Origin of the sequence: Leucobacter sp. VD1, from assembly GCF_037150695.1 — a bacterium.
Classification (GTDB): domain Bacteria; phylum Actinomycetota; class Actinomycetes; order Actinomycetales; family Microbacteriaceae; genus Leucobacter.
Genome location: NZ_JBBCPO010000002.1, coordinates 676,343 through 695,946 on the forward strand (window position 1 = coordinate 676,343; position 19,604 = coordinate 695,946).

Annotated in this window: 15 protein-coding genes and 1 riboswitch; of the genes, 2 read left to right on the forward strand and 13 right to left on the reverse strand. The window is 67.0% G+C overall.

What is annotated here, in order from left to right; genetic code table 11:
- The 9 genes from WFL22_RS08515 to WFL22_RS08555 all read right to left on the reverse strand — a co-directional run bounded on the left by WFL22_RS08515 (nucleotide 1) and on the right by WFL22_RS08555 (nucleotide 13,201).
- A complete protein-coding gene (locus WFL22_RS08515) occupies nucleotides 1–1,155 on the reverse strand; it encodes a bifunctional diaminohydroxyphosphoribosylaminopyrimidine deaminase/5-amino-6-(5-phosphoribosylamino)uracil reductase RibD (protein WP_336992295.1) in 1,155 nt (384 codons plus the stop codon).
- Nucleotides 1,156–1,221: 66 nt separating this feature from the next.
- A riboswitch (FMN riboswitch) is annotated at nucleotides 1,222–1,368 on the reverse strand.
- 47 nt (nucleotides 1,369–1,415) lie between these two features.
- Nucleotides 1,416–2,123, reverse strand: coding sequence for a DUF1345 domain-containing protein (locus WFL22_RS08520; protein WP_336992297.1), 708 nt, complete (start codon nucleotides 2,121–2,123; stop codon nucleotides 1,416–1,418).
- 27 nt (nucleotides 2,124–2,150) lie between these two features.
- Complete coding sequence (locus WFL22_RS08525) at nucleotides 2,151–4,256, reverse strand: bifunctional lysylphosphatidylglycerol flippase/synthetase MprF (RefSeq protein ID WP_336992299.1); 2,106 nt, start codon at nucleotides 4,254–4,256, stop codon at nucleotides 2,151–2,153.
- A 9-nt stretch (nucleotides 4,257–4,265) separates the two neighbouring features.
- Nucleotides 4,266–5,957, reverse strand: a complete 1,692-nt coding sequence (locus tag WFL22_RS08530; protein ID WP_336992300.1) for an amidohydrolase — start codon at nucleotides 5,955–5,957, stop codon at nucleotides 4,266–4,268.
- Nucleotides 5,954–7,678, reverse strand: coding sequence for an ABC transporter ATP-binding protein (locus WFL22_RS08535; protein WP_336992302.1), 1,725 nt, complete (start codon nucleotides 7,676–7,678; stop codon nucleotides 5,954–5,956). Before WFL22_RS08535 ends, WFL22_RS08530 begins: the two co-directional genes overlap by 4 nt.
- Nucleotides 7,675–8,661 (reverse strand): ABC transporter permease, encoded by a 987-nt coding sequence (locus WFL22_RS08540; RefSeq protein ID WP_336652302.1) that lies wholly within the window; start codon nucleotides 8,659–8,661, stop codon nucleotides 7,675–7,677. The genes WFL22_RS08535 and WFL22_RS08540 overlap by 4 nt, the downstream gene beginning before the upstream one ends.
- Before the next feature lie 5 nt (nucleotides 8,662–8,666).
- Nucleotides 8,667–9,617: an ABC transporter permease gene (locus WFL22_RS08545; RefSeq protein WP_336652301.1), complete on the reverse strand. Its 951-nt coding sequence runs from the start codon at nucleotides 9,615–9,617 to the stop codon at nucleotides 8,667–8,669.
- A 63-nt stretch (nucleotides 9,618–9,680) separates the two neighbouring features.
- The gene (locus WFL22_RS08550) at nucleotides 9,681–11,294 is read right to left on the reverse strand and encodes an ABC transporter substrate-binding protein (protein ID WP_336652300.1); all 1,614 of its coding nucleotides are present in this window, start codon (nucleotides 11,292–11,294) and stop codon (nucleotides 9,681–9,683) included.
- A gap of 53 nt (nucleotides 11,295–11,347) precedes the next feature.
- On the reverse strand, nucleotides 11,348–13,201 hold the full coding sequence (locus tag WFL22_RS08555) for a cyanophycinase (protein ID WP_336652299.1): 1,854 nt from the start codon (nucleotides 13,199–13,201) through the stop codon (nucleotides 11,348–11,350).
- Nucleotides 13,202–13,416: 215 nt separating this feature from the next.
- On the opposite strand from WFL22_RS08555, the gene WFL22_RS08560 reads away from it, so the two are divergent.
- Entirely contained in the window at nucleotides 13,417–14,325 is a 909-nt protein-coding gene (locus tag WFL22_RS08560; protein WP_336652298.1) for a MurR/RpiR family transcriptional regulator, read from the forward strand.
- 58 nt (nucleotides 14,326–14,383) lie between these two features.
- Here WFL22_RS08560 and WFL22_RS08565 read toward each other — a convergent pair whose 3' ends face one another.
- The 3 genes from WFL22_RS08565 to WFL22_RS08575 are packed head-to-tail and all read right to left on the reverse strand — an operon-like array spanning nucleotide 14,384 to nucleotide 17,072.
- Nucleotides 14,384–15,157, reverse strand: a complete 774-nt coding sequence (locus WFL22_RS08565; RefSeq protein ID WP_336652297.1) for an amino acid ABC transporter ATP-binding protein — start codon at nucleotides 15,155–15,157, stop codon at nucleotides 14,384–14,386.
- Entirely contained in the window at nucleotides 15,154–16,089 is a 936-nt protein-coding gene (locus WFL22_RS08570; protein WP_336652296.1) for an amino acid ABC transporter permease, read from the reverse strand. The genes WFL22_RS08565 and WFL22_RS08570 overlap by 4 nt, the downstream gene beginning before the upstream one ends.
- A gap of 44 nt (nucleotides 16,090–16,133) precedes the next feature.
- Complete coding sequence (locus tag WFL22_RS08575; protein ID WP_336652295.1) at nucleotides 16,134–17,072, reverse strand: ABC transporter substrate-binding protein; 939 nt, start codon at nucleotides 17,070–17,072, stop codon at nucleotides 16,134–16,136.
- A gap of 254 nt (nucleotides 17,073–17,326) precedes the next feature.
- On the opposite strand from WFL22_RS08575, the gene WFL22_RS08580 reads away from it, so the two are divergent.
- Nucleotides 17,327–18,508, forward strand: coding sequence for a M20 family metallopeptidase (locus WFL22_RS08580; protein WP_336652294.1), 1,182 nt, complete (start codon nucleotides 17,327–17,329; stop codon nucleotides 18,506–18,508).
- A 53-nt stretch (nucleotides 18,509–18,561) separates the two neighbouring features.
- Here the strand turns inward: WFL22_RS08580 and trpS are convergent, their stop codons facing one another.
- Nucleotides 18,562–19,578 carry a tryptophan--tRNA ligase gene (trpS, locus tag WFL22_RS08585; protein WP_336652293.1) on the reverse strand — a complete coding sequence of 339 codons (1,017 nt, stop codon included), beginning with the start codon at nucleotides 19,576–19,578 and terminating at the stop codon, nucleotides 18,562–18,564.
- Nucleotides 19,579–19,604: the final 26 nt, after the last annotated feature.

Consider the following 19,604-nt stretch of genomic DNA (forward strand, 5'->3'; position numbering starts at 1 on the left):
TTAGTGCTCCTTCGTGGGGGCCGATGAGGTGTGCGAAGCGTGGAGGGTGGCTTTGATGAGCAGATCCGCACCGAGCTGGCTCGTGTGTGAGATGCGCAGCCGTTTGATGCCGGAGATATCGGCGATGCCGAGGTCGCCGAGCGCGAGACGCGGCCCGCCGAGCAGCGCCGGTGCCAGGTAGATGAGCACCTCGTCGGCGAGGCCCGCCGCGATGAGCGCGCTTGCGACCGTGGGCCCGCCCTCCACGAAGAGGCGGTGTACTCCGACGGCGTGCAGCGTTGCGAGATCGGCTGCGAGGTCATCGCCTCGCAGCGTGATCGGGGCGTCGAGGCCGTGCGCCGCGAGTGCGGGGTGCTGCATCACTCGCGCCTCGGCAGGGATGGCGCGGTGGCCGAGCACGACGGGGATCGGCTGCTGCTCAGCAGGCACCAGCAGGCCGCCGTGTTCGGCGCGGGAGGTGAGTGCGGGATCATCGGCGATCAACGTGCCGGTGCCGACGAGGATCGCATCAGCCTCTGCGCGCCTCCGGTGTACGTCGGCTCGCGCGTCGACGCCGGTGATCCACTGGCTCGATCCGTCGGCCGCGGCAGCCCTGCCGTCGAGGGTCTGCGCCCACTTCACAGTGACGTGCGGGCGCGGGAGCGCTGATCCGCCGCCCGATTGCGGTGTGCTGCTCGGGGCTTCGCGATCCGCCATCTCCGCAGCGGCCTGTCGTGCCAGCCACGGCGCGAGCACGATCCTGGCCTCGCCGGGCAGCACCCCGCCGCGCACCTCGACCCCCGCCGCGCGCAATCGCGCCGCGCCCCCAGCCGATGCCTCGCCCGGATCGCTCACCGCGTAGGCAACCGCCCCGATCCCGGCCTCCAGCAGTGCGACTGCGCAGGGGCCTGTGCGGCCCGTGTGATTGCATGGTTCGAGGGTGACCACAGCGGTGAGCTCGCTGGCCCGCTCCCGCCACTCAGCGGGCAGTTGAGCGAGTGCGACGGTCTCGGCGTGCGGAGTGCCGGATCCGAGATGCCAGCCCTCAGCCACGATGCGCCCCGCGGGGTCGAGCAGCACGCAACCCACCTGCGGGTTCGGGTTGTCGGCGGGGCCGCGGCGTGCGAGCGTGAGGGCGCGACGCATCGCGTCTTCGAGGAGCACCTGCTCGAGCATTCGATCCCCCGTTCGCTCTATGACGCGTATCCGGGGTGCTGAAAACGCCTCCGCGCGAAGCGGAGGTCAGCGTTCCTCTCATCCGGACTCGACAGGCGGCGAACCGCCGTGCCATCACCGTCGGCACCGGAATTTCACCGGTTCGGCCTCGCGGGTGCGAGGTTCGCGGACTGTCACCGCCGGTTCGGATTCTCACCGACCCCGGAACACGCCTCTTACTGTACTCGCTCCCGGTGGGATTCGCCCCCGCGGGGATGGCACTAGTCGAGCAGATCGACGAGCAGGTCGCCCCGCGTGATCACATTGATCACCAGCGCGATGATGAGCGCGTTGAAGAAGAACGCGAGCGTGGTGTGCCACACGATCGTCCACCGCATGCGCGTCGACTGCACCTGCACATCCGAAACCGCGAACGTGGTCGCGTTCGTGAACGCCAGGTAGACGAAGTCGACGAGCCGCGGTATCGGGGAGCCAGGGAAGACGAGGGGCGGATCCGCCTCGCGATGGTAGCGCGAGAAGTAGATGCGCGCGTACCCCCAGTTGAACATCGCCCACGACAGCAGCATCGACCAGATCGCAGTGAACTCGGCCACGGTGTCGCTCTGCCCACTGCCGAGCGCAGTGATGAGGTCTATCGCAACGGTAAGGCCGAGCAGGCTCGCGCCAAAGGTGAGCACCGTGGCGAGCGCTCGCGCCACCGGGTGCCCCACCAGGATGCGCGTCGCTCGCGGATCAGGAACATCGAGCCTGACGAGCACATTGAGCGAGATGACGGTGGCACCGAGATAGAGCGTCGCGAAGAGACACCAGAAGATACGCAGCAGAGTGCCATTGTCGGTGCCGTTGTCGTCCCACACGATTGCGGCGGCGAGCCAGATGAGCAGCAGCTGCATGAGCGCTCCGACAACCTCGCCGACGAGGCTGAGGGCAGCTCCGATGCTGGCGCGTGCGTTGCGGGGGTCAGCCATGATTCAACTGTAGGGGGTGGCCGCGGCTCAGGCCGGTTTCCCTGCCGAAGCAGCCGAGGCCACCAGATCGCGCAGCGAAGCATCGGGCAGATAGGCGCGAGTGAGTGCGATGCCGATGCGCGGCAGATCACCCTCATCGCGGTAGAGCAGATAGAGCGACTCGTGGCGCGGATTGAACTTCTGCTTGAAGCGGTGCAGCGACTTGAATCCGTACAGCGGTTCGATGAGGCCGCCGATCTGCTCGAGCACCTGATCCACCGGGCCGGCCTCCGCTTCGGCCGGGCGCACCAGCGGGGCGCCCGAGAGCGAGATGAACTCGTAGCCCTGCTCCGACAGGTGCTGCGCCGACGCGGCGATCAAGAACTCTATGACCGGGCCGAATCCGCCGTCGCGGCGACGCATCAGGTCGAGAGTCCACCCCACGATGCGTGGTTCGCCGGTCGCAGGATCGGCAGGCCCGTAGACCGGCAGCCACGAGGTGACGCCGTGCAGGTCGCCCCGCCCGTCGACGGCGATGCCCACGAGCACCTCGGGATCCAGCGCCTCATCGACAGTGCCCAGCGTGAACCGCATCTCGGGAAGCCCCTTGTCGCCCGTCCACTGCTCCGAGATCGCGCGCACCTGAGCGAGCACGTTCCAGGGTTCATCCGCGAGCCGCACCATGCGAAACTCGACGCCCTCGCGGGCGGCACGATTGAGGGCAGTGCGCGCAGCACCCCAAGCCTTGCCCGTGAACGCGAGCCCCGGCAGATCGACGATGGTGTCCTCCGCCACGATCACCGAGCGCCACCCCTCCGGCCGCGCCGCAGCGGCCTCCTCACCCGCCGAGAACACGCACGGGATCAGCCCAGCCTGCTGGGTCACCCGCGCGAAATCGGCGAGCGCTGCGCTCGTATCACCCGCAGGCACGATCGGGTCGCCGAGCATGATCGCGACCCCCGAGTGCGACTGGTAGGCGATAGCGCCGACCTCACCAGAAGCGATGCGCCGGTTGCCCTCCCACGTTGACATCCATGAGATCGTGCCACCGCCGCTGTGCTGCAACCGCTCGATGAGCTGCTGCCGGCTGAGCGCCTGCGCGTCGAGCCGCCTATTGGACTTGCGCAGCCGCACCCGGAACGCACCCCGCGCCAGCACGAGCAAGAGCACGAGCCCGAGCCAGAACAAGGCCGGCGCGAGCACGAGACCGACGACTTCCGAAGGGGCGCTGAGCACGCCCTGCTCGACGAGCAGCGGCAGCAGCGGCAGCACCACTGCCGCTGTGACCACGTTGAAGACCCCGAGCACGATCGCGATGGTCCAGGCCAGGCGATAGCCCTGCCGAATACCGTTCGCGATGAGCGCGATCACCACCACATCGATCGCCACATCGGTGAACGACGCAATCGGATCGTTCGCTCCGAGTGGCCCGTTGTAGGGAACCACCAGATCGAGCACCTGAATCGCGCCGATCGCGATGAGCAGCGACAGCGCGATCAGCCGCCATTCGCGCTGACTCGGCCGCCCCGCCCGGCGACGGAAAGCCGGCAGCCAGCCGCTCACCGCCAGCGCTGCTGCCATGGAGACCGCATGTTCGAGATCGTGCAGATGGCCCAGGTAGAGCACCGAAATGCCGGTCCATAACCCCACCGCGATGCGGGCGCGCAGGCGCCACGGAGCCGGCAGCGTGGCGATCGCGAAGACCAGCGCGGTCAGTGCGCCGCAGGACGGGCCCACATCGTAGACCGTCGTGAGGCCTACCGCCCAGGGCCAGCCGGTGCTCGCAAGGAGGGCGAGGATGCCGGCCGCCCCGAGCACTCCGACGAGGTGGCCCGCCGCGAACAGGCCGATCGTGCGCAGCGAGCCGAATCGCCACTCCGCCCAGCCGAGCCCGCCGAGCACGAGCGGCAGCAGCGTGATCAGCACGAGCGGATGGTCGACAAAGAACGGTGAGGTGACTACGGTCCACCACCGGCCGTCGGCGAACGACGGAATGCCCGTGGCGACCTGGGGATACCAGGGCTGCTGCGAGGCCGGGGTGAAGAGTGTGCCTGTGGCCGCTGCGATCACGAGGAGCGCGAGTGTGAACGCAATGGTGAACGGGGTGCGGCTGATCACCGCAACGATGCGGTTTCGGGAGTCATCCTCGGTCATGGACCCAGTCTATGATTCGGGGCAATGTTGCGCCTCTGCCCGGTGCACGACGCGACCCCCGACGACGGTGAGCAGCACCTCGCCCTCAGCAAAGCGGTCAGGGTCATCGCTGAGCGGATCAACGGCGAACACCGCGAGATCTGCGATCGCGCCGGGGGCGACCACCCCCTCGCCCTCGCGGTCGATCGCGGTCCAGCAGTTTCTGGTGATCGCGGCGAGGGTGCGTTCAGGGCTCAACGCCTGATGCGGATCGACAGCCGGACGCTCCGATCCGTGCCGCCTCCGGGTGACATTCGCCGCGAACACGCGCCGAGCATCGAACTCTTCGACCGGCCAATCCGAGCCGAGCGCCACAGTGGCTCCCGCGCGATCGAGATCCGCGATCCGCCACCCGTGCTTGGCGCGCTCGCTGCCCCTACCGAGCAGCGTGGTCCACATGTCGCAGCCGTCGGCTCGCTGGGTGAAGGCGTGGATCGGCTGCATGCTTGCGGGCACGCCGAGCTCCGCGAAACGCGGCACGAGACTGTCAGGGATCGTTTCGATGTGCTCGATGCGGTGGGTGACCTTCGGTGCGTGCGTCGGGATCGCAGCGACGGTGTCGAGCACGAACTCGACCGCGCGGTCGCCGATTGCGTGGGTTGCTGTTGGCACTCCGCTCTCGGCCAGCGCGTGGATGGTGCGCACAAAGGTAGCGCTCGGCACCCAGTAGGGCTCCCCGCCGCCGCCGCGCGTATCCGTCTCGAAGAGCCACGCGGAGCCGTTGTCGATGCTCCCGTCAAGCATGAACTTCACGCCCTCGACCTGCCAACGCCTGCCAGCGAGACCCTGCAGTGCGAGCATGCGTTCGAAGGTGGCGTGCCAGGGGTCTGTCGCCCGCCACAGAGGCGACACACGCACGCGCACGGCAAGCTCGCCGGTCTCCTCGATGGCGCGGAGCACGTCGATGTCGCCCTCTTCCATGTTCATCTGGTGGAGGGAGGTGTAGCCGGTCGCTGCGAACTCGGCGAGCTTCGCCCGCACCGCTTCGACTCGCTCGGCGAAGGGCATCCGTGGAAACAGCTCGGTCACGAGCATTTCCGCGTCTGATTCGATGAGGTATCCGGTGGGCACGCCTGCGGCGTCGACCTCGATCGAGGAATTGTTGCCGAAGTCGCGGGGACCGTCGATGCTTGCGAGTTCAAGGGCGCGGGGGCTTGCGATCACCGAGTGGCCGTCGAAGAGGAGGAGATAGCCGGGGCGGCCGCCGAAGGCCTCCGCAAAGGGCGCGTTCGATACCTCGCCGCCCACAAACAGGTCGAAGGACAGGCCGAAGCCGCGGATCCACTCGTCTGGCCCGCGATCCGCAGCGAATGCGGCGAGCCGTGCAGCAACATCCTCAATCGAGGTGCAGTCGTGAAGCAGCAGCGCCTCATGCCGGGATTCTGCTCCGGAGAGCGGATGCACGTGGGCGTCGACGAAACCGGCGGTGATCGTGGCGTCACCGAGATCAATCACCTCAGCGTCGGCAGTGTCCCAGCCTGCGGCGTCGGCCCGCGAAGCGACAGCCACGATGCGGCGCCCGCTCACGGCGACAGCGTCGGCGAGTGCGTCGCCCTGCGACGCCTCGGGCGCGAGCCCCCGGTGCACCCTGCCGCCGAGAATCACGAGATCGGCGCGAATCGCCTCTGCGGGGTGCGAGCCGGCCGTCAGCTGCGTGTTCATGCCTGAGCCTCCTCGATGAGCAGCGGATGCGCGGGGTCGCCCGCCCCGGCACGTCGTCTCCGTTGCACTTCGGGGTCGGGTACCGGAACCGCGGCGATGAGCCGCTGCGTGTAGGGATGTTCTGGTGCGTGCAGCACCTGTTCTGTGCGCCCGATCTCGACGAGTTCGCCCGAGCAGAGCACTCCCACGCGGTGGGCGAGCATCTCGACGACTGCGAGGTCATGACTGATGAACAGCGCCGCGAAGCCGAGTTCGCGCTGCAGCGTCGAGAAGATCTCGAGCACCCGCGCCTGCACCGAAACGTCAAGCGCTGAGGTCGGCTCGTCGGCGATGACGAGTTCTGGGTGCAGGGCGAGCGCGCGGGCGAGCCCCACCCGCTGACGCTGCCCGCCTGAGAGCTCGAACGGGTATCGCGTGGCATACGAGCCGGGGAGTTCAACCGCGTCGAGCAGTTCGGCTGCGCGCGCCCGATGCGCCGCCCGCCCGCCGGGGCTGCGGTGGATGCGCAGCGGCTCCATGACGCACTCCTCGATGGTCATGAAGGGGTTGAACGACGCGGCCGGATCCTGGAACACGAATCCGATCCGCCGCCGCAGCGCACGGAGCGCGCGCCCGCGGGTCCGCGCGAGATCTGCCCCGAGCACTTCGAGATGCCCCGCAGCGATCGTTTCAAGCCCGCCGATCGCGCGCCCGATGGTCGATTTTCCCGAGCCGGACTCGCCAACGAGCCCAACCACCTCGCCGCGCCCGATCGTCAGATCGACTCCGTGCACCGCGCGAACAGGGTTCCTGCCGAAGGTTCCGCGGTAGACGATGTCGAGGCCGTCGAGCCTGACCGCCGGCTCAGATGTTGCGCCCTCGGCCGACGGGATGCCCGTGTCGTGCGCAGGCGCCACCCGCACGGTGCCGTCTGGGCCCAGCCCGCTGCCCAGGCGCGGCACCGCTGCGAGCAGTTCGCGCGTGTATGCCTCGCGGGGCGCGGCGAACAGCTCATCGACGGGCGCCTCTTCGACGAGGTCGCCGCGGTACATCACGGCGACTCGGTCGGCGATGTCGGCCACCACGCCCATATTGTGGGTGATGAGCACAATCGAGGCCCCGAAATCGTCGCGGCAGGCGCGCAGCAGATCGAGGATCTCGGCCTGCACGGTGACATCGAGTGCCGTCGTCGGCTCGTCGGCAATGATCACCGCAGGGCGAAGCGCAAGCGCCGTGGCGATGACAATGCGCTGCTTCTGCCCGCCGGAGAACTCATGAGGGTAATCGTCGATGCGGCGCTCAGGATCGGGGATGCCGACCGCGCGAAGCATCTCGATGGCGCGGGCGCGTCGCTCGGCCCGGTCGCTCATACCGTGCGCACGGAGCCCCTCTTCGATCTGCCATCCGATGCGGAACACCGGGTTGAGGGCGGTCGACGGCTCCTGGAAGATCATTGCGGCCTCACCGCCGCGCAGCTCCCTGAGACGCTGCGGGTCGGCGGTGAGCACATCGGTGCCGGAGAGGATGACTGCGCCGTGCGCGCGGGTGCGGGGAGGGAGGAGGCCGAGCGCGGCACGGGCCGTGAGCGTCTTCCCTGAGCCGGACTCGCCGACGATCGCGAGGATCTCGCCAGGGGCGAGATCCAAGGAGACGCCGGTGACCGCGTGCACGACGCCCTGCGGGGTGTCGATGTCGAGGGTGAGGTCTTCGAAGCGCAGCGGAGCTGCAGAGGGCGTGGTCATCGCTGGTTCTCCTGACGGAATCGGCCCGGGGTGACGACGGCGGCAAGCCTGGCAAAGATGCCGGGTCGAGCCACGAGTGCGCGGGAGCGCTGATCCACGAGGTCGCGGAGACCGTCGCCGATGAGGTTGAGCGCGAGCACCGTCACGATGAGGAAGGCGCTCGTGATGAGAATCATCTGCGGGGCCTGCATGATCACCGATTTCCCGTCGTAGAGGATGTTGCCCCAGCTCGCGTGCGGGGCGGGCACACCGGCGCCGAGGAAGCTCATGGCGGCCTCGGTGATCACCGACTCGGCGAAGGTGAAGGTGGCCTGCACGACGAGCACGGAGAGGGTGTTGGGGAGAATGTGTCTGAGCATGACGTGGAGCATGCTGCCGCCCTGCATCGTGCTTGCAGTGACGAAGGTTTCCGAGCGCACTGCGAGCGCCCGGGAGCGTACGAGCCGGGCGGTGCCCGGGGTGTAGACGATCGTCAGCGCGATGATGAGGTTGGTCACACTGGGGCCGAGCGCCGCAGCGAGCGCGACCGCGAGAAGGATCGCGGGGATCGCCATGAGGCCATCGCAGATGCGCATGAGGATTGCGTCGAGCACGCTCGAGAACACCGCGAGCACACCGATGATCGCGCCGAGCACGCCGCTCACCAGTGCGACGACGAAGCCGACGAGGAGCGAGGTGGAGGCGCCGGAGAGGATGCGGGCGAGGAGGTCTCGGCCGAAATTGTCGGTGCCGAAGAGGTGCTGGGCGGAGGGCGGGGCGAGGCGATCCGCTGGATCTACCGCGAAGGGGTCGAGGTGGAGGAGCGGCGGGAGCACGACGGAGAGGAGGAACATCGCGAGCACGATGACGATGCCCGACATGAGCCCGGTGTTCGCGAGCATGCGCTGCCAGAGCGAGATACGGGCCGGCGGGGCCGGGCGCATGGAGAGCATCGTAGTGCTCGGCACCGAGGCCTGGCCGGTGCGAGGGGTGTGATCGGTCATCGGTGTCAGGCCTTTCCGACGCGGATCCGCGGATCGACGATGCCGTAGAGCAGGTCGATGAGGAGATTGGTGAGCAGGTAGATGAGCGTGACGAACAGGATGACACCCTGGATCACGGGGTAGTCGCGGCGTGAGATCGAGGTGACGAGCAGCTGTCCGAGCCCTGGGATGTTGAAGATGGTTTCGGTGACGGCGGCGCCGGTGACGAGCCCGCCGAGCGAGAGCCCGACGATGGTGAGCACGGGGAGGCTCGCGTTCTTGAGGGTGTGGGAGAAAAGCAGCCGGCGTTCGAGCACGCCTCGCGAACGGGCGGCGTCGATGTAGTCGGCGTTGAGTACGTCGAGCACTGCGGCGCGCGTGGTGCGCGTGATGATCGCTGCGGTGATCGCGCCGAGCGCGATGCCGGGCATGATGAGCGTGCGGATGCCGTCGCTGAAGTTGTCGAACGGGTTCACGTACCCGGAGACCGGCAGCCAGCGCAGTGCGAGCCCGAAGAGGAGCATCATGCCGAGGGCGAGCACGAAGCTCGGCACGGTCATGCCGACGAGGGTGAAACCGAGCAGCGAGCGGTCGAGCCAGCCGTCTCGGTAGCGGGCGGCGAGGGTGCCAAACGGCACGGAGAGGAGGATCGCTACGATGATGGCGATTGCTGCGAGTTGCACGGTCGGCACCGCGTTGTCGCTGATGGCCTGCACGACGCTCTTGTGGAGGAAGTAGGAATCTCCGAGATCCCCGCGGAACACCCCGCCCACCCAGTTGAGGTACTGGGTGATGACGGGTTCGTCGAGACCCATGCTTTCGCGCAGCGCCGCCACCTGCTCGTCGGGGGCTTTCTGGCCGAGAATGCGGCGTGCGGGATCGCCGGGGGTGAGGTGGATGAGCGAGAAGATCACCACGGAGACGACGAAGAGGACGGGGACGAGGCTGAGCAGCCTCTTGAAGATGAACGTGAGCATGCGATTTCCGTGAGAGGAACGGGTGGGGGTGGGGTGCCGGGCCGCGAACGGCCCGGCACCGGGTCAGTCGGCCTGCTTCCAGCCGGCGTTCCACCACACGAAGTGCTCGTGGAACCAGGGCAGGTCAAGATCCTTGTTCGCGGCGTAGACGTTGTGCGCGTCGCCGATACGGCTCATGGGGCGGGTCTTCTCGACGTACGCCTGCATGTCGTCGTAGATCGCGCTCGCATCGGCCTGCGTCGGTGCCGCACGGAAGCGCGTGAGCAGACTCTGGAGTTCAGGGCCGTCGAAGTAGCCGGCGCGGTCGGGGAGGAAGCCGATCGTCTGGGTCGGATCCACCTCGGTGCTGAACGGGAACACCACGAGATCCCATTCGTCGCGGGCCTCGCGCCACTTCTCGCTGAAGGCGCCCCACTCGTAGGCGTCGAGGGTGACGTCCATGCCGATCGCCTTGAGCTGCTCTGCGACGACGACGGCCGAGTTGTACGCCTCGGTGTAGTCCTTGTTCGCGAGGAGGGTGATGGGCTCTCCCGTGTAGCCGCCCTCCGCGAGCATTTCCTTCGCCTGTGCCGCATCGTGCACGTTGAAGCCGTCTTTCCCGACTTCGGTATCCCAGATCGCCTGCTGCTCACGGGTCATGTTGTGGTGCACGAGGTCGTAGAGCTCTTCCGAGCCGACCGCTGCGAGCATGATCGGGTCGCGATCGAGGGCGGTGTTCACCGCCTGCCGGTTCGTGACGTTCGAGAAGGGGCTCGCGGGGTCGTCGCTGTAGACCAGGTTGATCGGGCCGACGAGGTAAGTGTCGAGCACGAGATTGGGGTCGTTGGAGAACTGGTCGAGGCTGTCGAAGGGGAGTTCGGTAGTTGCGTCGTACTGGCCGGACTGGATGCCCATGGCCCGGGTGGATGCATCGGACACGAAGTTGAACACCACCTTGTCGAGGCTTGCGTGCTTCGCCCCGGCGAAGCCGCTCGATGCTTCGTCTCGCGACTGGTAGTCGTCCCACTTCTCGATGACGATCTCACGGTCGGCATCCCAGCTCGCGAGACGGTACGGCCCGGTGCCGATGATGTCGGCGACGTCGGAGATCGGCTCGTCGCCCACTTTGTCGATGACCTCGGAGGGCATGATCGCGGCGTAGGCGGTGGTGACGTTTGAGAGATAGAGCAGGTGCAGGAAGCTCGCGCTCGGCACGGTGAGCTTCACGGTGAGATCGTCGACTTTTGTCCATTCTGCCCCGGCGAAGGCTTCCTGAGCGGCGATCGAGACGCGATCCCAACGGTTCATTGAGGCGACCACGTCATCGGCGTCGAGCGCGCTGCCGTCTTGGAACTGCACGCCTTCGCGCAGGCGGAAGGTGTATTCGAGGCCGTCGGCGCTCCGTTCGAAGGATTCGGCGAGCATCGGCTGCGGCTGGAGTTCGGCGTCGGCGGCGAGCAGGGTCTCGTACACGGGGAGGGTGATCTCCGCCATGATCGAGTCGGTGGCGATCTGCGGGTCGAGGCTTTCGGGCTGTGCCGGGGTGACGACGTTCACGATGTTCTTCGTGGCGTCGTCACCGCCGCCTGATGCGCCGCAGCCCGAGAGGAGCAGGGCGCCTGCGGTGAGTGCCGCGGCGACGGTGATCGGACGGCGGGCGCTGTGGCGTTGCCGGAGGGCTGGTGCTGTGGTCAGCATGGATGGTGCTCCTTCTGCGGAGTTGATGATGTGTGGTCGGGGAGGCACTGGTGTCAGCGGCGGGCGAGACGCCTGGTGCCTGCGAGGGCGCCGGCTGCTCCGGCGAGGAGGAGGCCGGCGATGGCGAGCGGCCAGCCGAACTCGGGCCCGCCGGTGCGCGCCAGGGTGGCGTTCCCGTGCTGCGTGGCAGGCGTGGCCGACCCGCCATTCGGGGCGGGGGTCGTCGGCTGCTGCGGTGCCGGGGTGCCGGTGATCTGAGCGGAGACCGTCTGCGGGGCTGCGGCGACACGCAGCTCGGCTCCGTTCGTGTCGAGCGCGGTGGCGCCCACCTCGACTGTGAAGGTCTGAGGGCCGGCGGCGACGGTGCGGCGGATCGTGAGCACCGCTGAGGCGTTGGGTGCAAGGGAGGCGGGTGCGCCCGCGGCTGCGGCGCCATTGATGCTGATGCCGCCGAGTGGGGTGCCGCCGGTGTTGGTGACGGTGACTTCGATGTCGGCCTCGCTGCCGACGGGCAGCGATCCGCTGGCGGCTGCGCCGATGAGTCGGGCGCTCGCGGTGAATGAGGGGATGCGGGTGATGCTCATCTCGAGGTTGGTGAAGCCGCCATCGTCGTTCCATGTTGTGGCGGCGGTGCGGTGGTAGGTGGTGCGGAAGCGAGGTGATTCCACCGGCGTATCGCAGCTGTCTCCGAAGGCTGTCGATGCGGTTGAGGTGACCAGTCCCTGGGCGAGGTGCAGCGTGCCGAAGGTGCCGTAGTCGCACTCATACGAGCCCCAGATGTCGGTGGGCGCGGCGGGTGGCGCCGCGGTGCCTGGGCCGTTGTGCGGCGTGCCTGCGAGGGTCATCTCGCCGCTTGCGAAGTCGATTGTGGATCCGGAACTCAGGTACGAGTAGACGACGCCCGCAGCGTTCGTGCCGTCCGTGGATGCGGCGCCGACGTCGAGCAGGCTGACACCGAGTTCGCCGATGACTTCACCGGTGCGGGTGGCGCGATCGACGACGAGCGCAGTCTTCTCTTCGACGCCGAAGGCGAGGGTGTGCTGGCGCTCGAGTGCGAGCTTTACGATGCGCGGTTGGCGGTCGCGGCGGGCGAAGTGGGAGTCGAGCATGCCTTCGCTGAAGAATCCGAAGCCGCCGGTGGGGGAGTAGGCGAGACGGTCGTCTTCGAACCAGCCGGGGACTGCTCCGTCGCGCCAAGCCGGGTAGGGGTCGCCGCCGGTGATCATGTCGCTTCCCTGCTGGATGGTGAGGCCAGCGCTGGTGCCTGCGGATACGCCGCCGGAGTCGACGACCGAGCGGATCGCCGCCATGGCGGGGGTGCCCGAGCAGGTATCAAACAGGAAGATCGCTGCGTCTGCCGGATCGGCTGCGGTGCAGCCCATAAGCGCGCGCACGTAGTTGATCTGATCGCCGCCGCCGAAGTACACCGCGTCCGAGGAGGCGATCTCGGCCGCTACCGACGGGTCAAGTGCGTTGTCGGCGCTGTAGGGGTCGCCAGGGTAGTCTTCGCCGGCGTTCACGTCGATCGGCACGGGGTAGACGTCGACGCCGAAGGCCTGGAACCAGTTGGCGTAGTACAGGCCGTTGGCGGTGGCGTTGTCCTCGTTCTGCCAGTCTGCGGCTTCCGCGGCGTTGGTCGCGACCTCTGAGGCGGTGGTGAACACCGCAATCTTCGGAGTGTTCCCGGCTCCGGCGTGCGCCTGGGCGAGGTCGACGATGCGCTGCACGATCGCGGTGCTGTAGGGCTCGCCGGGGGAGATCGCGCCGCCGATTGCGACGACCGTGCCGCTCGGCACGGTGGGGAGCGCGGTGGCGGGGGCTGCGGCGAAGCCGGCGAGGCCTGCGGTCAGTGAAGCGGTGAGGAGGCCGACGCGGATGCGTCTGCCTCGATGGGAAACTGCGGACACGGCACACTCCTGGTCTCGTCGTTGAGGGGATACTTCGGCGTAAGTGTTTCATGTTGAGAATATTTCTGCAATGCAGAAACGAACATTTCAACATTTCAGTGTCATAACGCTTCTGCGTTGCTAGAATCGGCGGCACCCGACGTCATCGCTGACAGGGTGAGGTGAGCGCGCTCGCCACAAGTCGGCGATACGTACATGCAGACCGAGGAGCCGACGTGACCCGCGACCCGCGACAGGCGAAGCAATCAAACTCCTCGCCGTCGACCGATGACGACACGGTGGCATCGCGCATCCGAGAACGTATGGGGGAATGCACGCCATCTGAGCGGAAGGTTGCCCGTACGCTTCTCGCCGCCTACCCGGTCGCCGGATTCGAAACCGTTGCAGGCCTCGCCGAGCTCGCAGACGTGAGCGGGGCCACTGTCGTGCGCTTCACCACCCGGCTCGGATACCGCGGCTTCCCCGACATCCAGCGGGCGCTTCGTGAAGAGCTCGACCAGCGCAGCGCCTCGCCGTCAACGCTGTACGAGCGCACGAATCGAGTGCGGCGATCCGCCAACCCAGACGATCTCGCCGACCTCGCCACCGTGCCCGCCGACGATCTCAAAGCGACCTTCGCCGGGCTTTCCGAGCATGACTTCGAGACAACACTCGCCGCGCTCGCAAACCCGAAGCGACGCATCTGGATCGTCGGCGGGCGCTACAGCATGTTTCTCGGCGAGTACTTCTCCGCGAGTCTCCTGCAGCTCCGATCCGGCGTTCAGATGGTGCCGCAGATGGCGAGTTTGCGCGGTGCGGCGATGTCCGAATTCGACTCCAAAGACGTGCTCGTCGCCTTCGACTTCCGGCGCTACGAGACCGAGACGCGCAACCTCGTGCAGCACGCGAAGTCGCGCAAGGCCACGGTGATCGTTGTCACCGACAAATGGGTCTCGCCTTGCGCGAGCGAAGCCGACGCAGTGCTTACGAGCGTCGCCGCTGAACGTGGCCCCTTCGACTCGGTGGTGCCCGTCATGGCGCTCATCGAGGCGCTCTTCGAAGAACTCGTCACGCGGATCGGCCTGCCCGCTCGCGAGCGCATCGGGCGTATCGAGCAGACCGTGCAGCGCCTCGACCTCATCTGAGGCGGCACGCACGATTGAGGGGGCCGGCGCATGCGCCGGCCCCCTCAATCGTTGCGCGTCAGCGCACCGCGGAGAGAAATGCTCTGGTTCGCTCGTGCTGCGGATCACCGAGCACTTGCTCCGGCGGACCCTGCTCCACGATCTGCCCGCCGTGCATGAACACGACGCGATCCGCCACCTCGCGAGCAAAGCCCATTTCGTGAGTGACCACGATCATCGTCATGCCCGAGGCTGCGAGATCACGCATCACCGCGAGCACATCGCCGACGAGCTCGGGGTCGAGGGCCGAGGTTGGCTCGTCGAAGAGCATCAGCTTGGGTTCCATGCAGAGCGCCCTCGCGATCGCGACACGCTGCTGCTGGCCGCCCGAAAGCTGCCGCGGATACGACTTCGCCTTATCGGCGAGGCCGACCCGCTCGAGCAGCGCCATTGCGCGCGGCAGCACCGTGGCATGCTTCTCGCCGAGCACGGTCTTGGGTGCGAGCATGATGTTCTCAAGCACGGTCATGTGCGCGAACAGATTGAAGTGTTGAAACACCATGCCTGTTTGCGTGCGATCCCGGCAGATCTCGGCGTAGCTCTTCTCGTGCAGCTTTCCACCGCGGAGCTCGTAACCGACGACCTGGCCGTCGACCCAGATGCGACCGCCATCGAGCTGCTCGAGGTGGTTGATGCAACGCAGCAGAGTGCTCTTGCCAGAGCCGGAGGCCCCGATGAGGCAGACCACCTCTCCGCGTTGCACTTCGAGGTCGACACCCTGCAGCACCTGCAGTGAGCCGAAATGCTTGCGCACCTGCTTCGCAAGCACCATCGCTTCAGTGGCCTGGTTCATGCTGCGGCCCTCTTTCCGGTCGCTTCGGGTGCGTGGATCCGCATCGCCTTGCGAATGCGCTCGCCCCAGCTCAGCTGAACATGGCGGGTGCTTCCCCGGGAGAAGCGATTCTCAAGCCAGGACTGGCCGAGCGTGAACACCGTGGTCATGATGATGTACCAGAGGCTGGCGACAATGAGCATGGGGATGACCTGGAAGTTCTTCGCGTAGATCACTTGCGTCGAATAGAGCAACTCGGACACCGCGAGCACGCTCACGAGCGAGGTCTGCTTGAGCATGCCGATCGTCTCATTGCCCGTGGGCGGAATGATGACGCGCATCGCCTGCGGGAGCACGACCTTCACCATCGTCTGGAGCCTATTGAGGCCGAGCGCTCCGGCCGCCTCTGATTGACCCTGATCGACCGACAGGATGCCGGCCCGAACGATCTCCGACATATACGCCGCCTCGTTCAGGCCGAGGCCGAGAATCGCCGCCATGAGCGGAGTGACGATCTCGTTCGCATTGAGGTGCACGCCGGGGATGCCGAAGGTGATGTCGGGGTACAGCGCCGCAAGGTTGTACCAGAGGAGAAGCTGCACGAGCACCGGGGTGCCCCTGAAGAAGAACACGTAGAGACCTGCCGCACCGCGGACTACCGGGTTCACCGAGAGTCGCATCACCGCGAGCACCACGCCCAGCACGATGCCGAGCAGCATGCACACCACGGTGAGCATGAGGGTGACCTGGATGCCCTGAGCGATCGAGGTGTCGCGGAAGTACAGCCCGATGACGTCCCAGCGGAAGCGGGGGTTGGTGATCGCCGAATAGACGAGCATGCCGAGTACGAAGAGAATGAACGCCCCCGACACCCAACGCCACGGGTGCTGCTTGTTTGCGACCGGGAAATCAACGTCTGTCGGCACCGGTGGTGCGGCAGATCTCGTGCGCATAGTGGTGCGCCCCTTTCAGGAAAGGCTGGTGATCAGGAAGCCGACTACTGCACCGGAACCTGATCGGGGGTGACGAGGTTGCTGGAGTTGATACCCCACTTCTCGAACGCCTCGGTGTAGGGGTCGAGAGTGACCAGCTCAGCCATCGCCGCGGTGATCGCAGGCGTGAGGGCCGAGCCCTTCGGGAGCACGAGTCCGGTCGGCTTCGAGGCGTAGTCGTCGCCGGCTGCGAGCTCGAAGGCGCCGGTGATCTTCGCCTGGTAACCGAGGCCTGTCGCACCGGAGACCACGCCCTCGACGCGGCCCGAGGAGAGCGCGGTGATTGCCTTGTCGGTGCCGGGGAAGAGCTTGATGTCGATGGGCTTCTTGCCCGCATCCTCACACTCGGTGCTGAACTCGGGCAGCATCTCCATGCCCTGCGTGGTGCCCTTCTCTGCGCCGATCGTGCGGCCGCAGAGGGTCATCGGATCCATCGACAGCGACTCCGGGTTGCCGAGCGGCACGGCGACGCCGCTGCCGGACTGGTGGTAGATGACGAAGTCGGCGTTCTGCTTGCGCTCGTCGGTGACGGAGAACGCCGACATCGCCATGTCGTACTTGCCCGAAGAGAGGCCGGGGATGATGGCATCGAAGCTTGAGGGGATGAACTCGACCTTTAGCCCGAGGAGCTGGCCGAGTGAGTTGCCGAGATCGGCGTCGAGACCGACGACGGTCTTGTTGTCATCAGCGTATACCTCGAAGGGGGCGTAGGTCGGGTCGGTGGCGATGCGGAGCACGCCGGCCTCAGCGACCTCAGGGGGCAGAAGCGCCTGGAGGTTGGGATCGGCCTTGAGTGTACTGATGGTTTCGGTGGGGAGCTGCGGCGTCTGGGCGGCGGAGGAGTCATTGGCGGTGACCTCGGCCGCGTTGGTGCAGCCGGTGAGCGCGAACGCGAGAGCCGCTGATGCGGCGACGGCGATCGGAGTGATTCGTGACAGGTGCATGGGGTCTCCCAAATCTCGACGTTGAGTGTGATCGAATCATTTCACGATGTTGTGTTGCTCGCAACTTGTGAAATGATTGTTCCGAAACGAGGTGACCGGATCCAGGCATCGTTGCCACGGAAACGCCGCCACGAAACCGGTGATGCGCCCAAGCGGATCGCCCGAAACCTGGGCCAACGCCCGAACCGGGTGAGCGTGCACGCGCCGCACCGAAGACACCGATCATTCCCACATGAAGCACCGGAGGCTCCCGCATGGAAGCGAGTGACCTGCTGCGTCGCGTCGAAGCGACACGAGCGGCCTACATTGAAGACCTCGCCGCACTCGTCGGCATCGACTCCGGATCGGACGACCCCGCAGGGGTGAACCGGGTCGCCGACTGGGTGCAGCGCAGACTCGGAGCACTCGGATTCAGTGTCGAACGGTGCTCGGACCCCCAGGGTCGCGCAGGAGACACCCTCGTCGGTCGGCGCTCCGGCTCCGGCTCCCGACGCGTGCTCCTCTTTGCGCACATGGACACGGTCTTCGCGCGCGGTGACGCCGCAGCTCGCCCCTTCTCGATCGACGCCGACGGCAAAGCGCACGGGCCCGGCGTCACCGACGACAAAGCCGGTGTGATCGCCGGCCTCCACGCCGCAGCCCAGCTCATCGCCGACGGCACCGAAGACTACGGCGAACTCGTGCTCGCCTTCACCCCAGACGAAGAAACCGGATCCGCCGTTGGCGGCCCTTTCCTTGAAGCGCTCGCCGAAGACGCCGACGTCGCCTTCTGCCTCGAATGCGCGAGAGAAAACGGCGATCTCGTGGTGTCGCGCAAGGGCGCCATCGACCTCAACATCGAGGTGCACGGCCGCGCCGCCCACTCCGGCATCGAACCCGAGCGCGGCGCGCACGCTGGCCTCGAAGCCGCCCACCTCACCGTTTTCCTTCAAGAACTCGCGAACACGAGCACCGGGCTCACCGTGAACGTCGGCATCCTGCGCGCCGGCGACCGCACCAACATCGTGCCCGACAGGGCCTCGCTGCGCGTCGAAATGCGCGCAGCCCAGGCGGCCGCCCTCGCCGACGTCGTCGCACGGATCGAAGCCCGCGCAGCACAGCCCGTGGTCGCTGGCACGCGCATCGAACTCATCGTCGCCGACGACTGCCCGCCACTCGAAGAAACCCCGGCCATTGCGAGACTCGGCGCCCTCGCCATCGACATCTCGCAGCAACTCGGCTTCACCCCCGGACTCGCCCGCACCGGAGGCGTCTCCGACGGCAACCGCGTCGCAGCCCGCGGAGTGCCGACACTCGACGGCCTCGGCCCCGTCGGCGGCGGAGACCACACCCCAGAAGAATGGCTCGACCTCTCGACAGTGCCCGAGCGCATCGCGCTGCTCGCCGCGCTCATCCGGCGCAGCAGCGACCCGGCCTTCCCGCTCGACAACGCGTGAGCACCCTCGCAGGCCGTGGGCTCCGCTGAGCCCACGGCCTCTGAGTCGAGAAATCAGCGGATCAGGCCGATCCGCTCATACACCAGATCAAGCGTGCGGTTCGCAACCTCATTGGCGCGCTCTGCGGCCCCCGCGAGCAGGCGATCAAGCTCAGCCGGATCCGCCAGCAGCTCCTCAGTGCGATTGCGCACCGGAGCGAGGCTCTCCTCGACAACCTCGACAAGACCCTTCTTCAGGTCGCCGTAGCCGCGGCCAGCATACTCGTCGACCACCGAATCGATCGTGCGGCCCGACAGCACCGAATAGATGGTGAGCAGATTCGACACACCGGGCTTCGCCTCGCGATCGAAACGCACCTCGCCGTCAGCGTCGGTGACCGCACGCATGATCTTCTTCTTCGTGACATTCGCGGGATCGAGCACCTTGATGAGCCCGGCCTCGCTCTCCGCCGACTTCGACATCTTGGCGGTCGGCTCCTGCAGGTCGTAGACCTTCGCGGTGCCCTTGGGGATCTGCGCCTCCGGCACCACGAAGGTGTCGCCGAAGCGCGAGTTAAAACGCGTCGCGAGATCGCGGGTCAGCTCGACGTGCTGGCGCTGATCCTCACCCACAGGGACGCTCGCGGCCTGATACAGCAAGATATCGGCGGCCATCAGGATCGGGTAGGTGAACAGCCCCACCGAGGCTGCGTCAGCGCCCTGCTTCTGCGACTTGTCTTTGAACTGGGTCATACGGCTCGCCTCGCCGAAGCCCGTGACAGTGTTCAGCACCCAGGCCAGCTCGGTGTGCGCGGGCACCTGCGACTGCACGAACAGCGTCGACTTCTCCGGGTCAATGCCCGCAGCGATGTATTGGGCTGCGGTGCGGCGGGTGCGGGCGATGAGCTCAGCGGGATCCTGCGGCACGGTGATGGCGTGCAGGTTCACCACGCAGAAGAACGCGTCGTAGTCTTCCTGCATCTTCGTCCACTGGGCGAGCGCCCCGATGTAGTTGCCGAGCTGCAGCGAATCGCTCGACGGCTGCATGCCTGAGAACAGGACGGGCTTCGTGGAAGTGGTGGGTGCGGTCATGGGGGCTTTCCTTGCCTTACAAACGA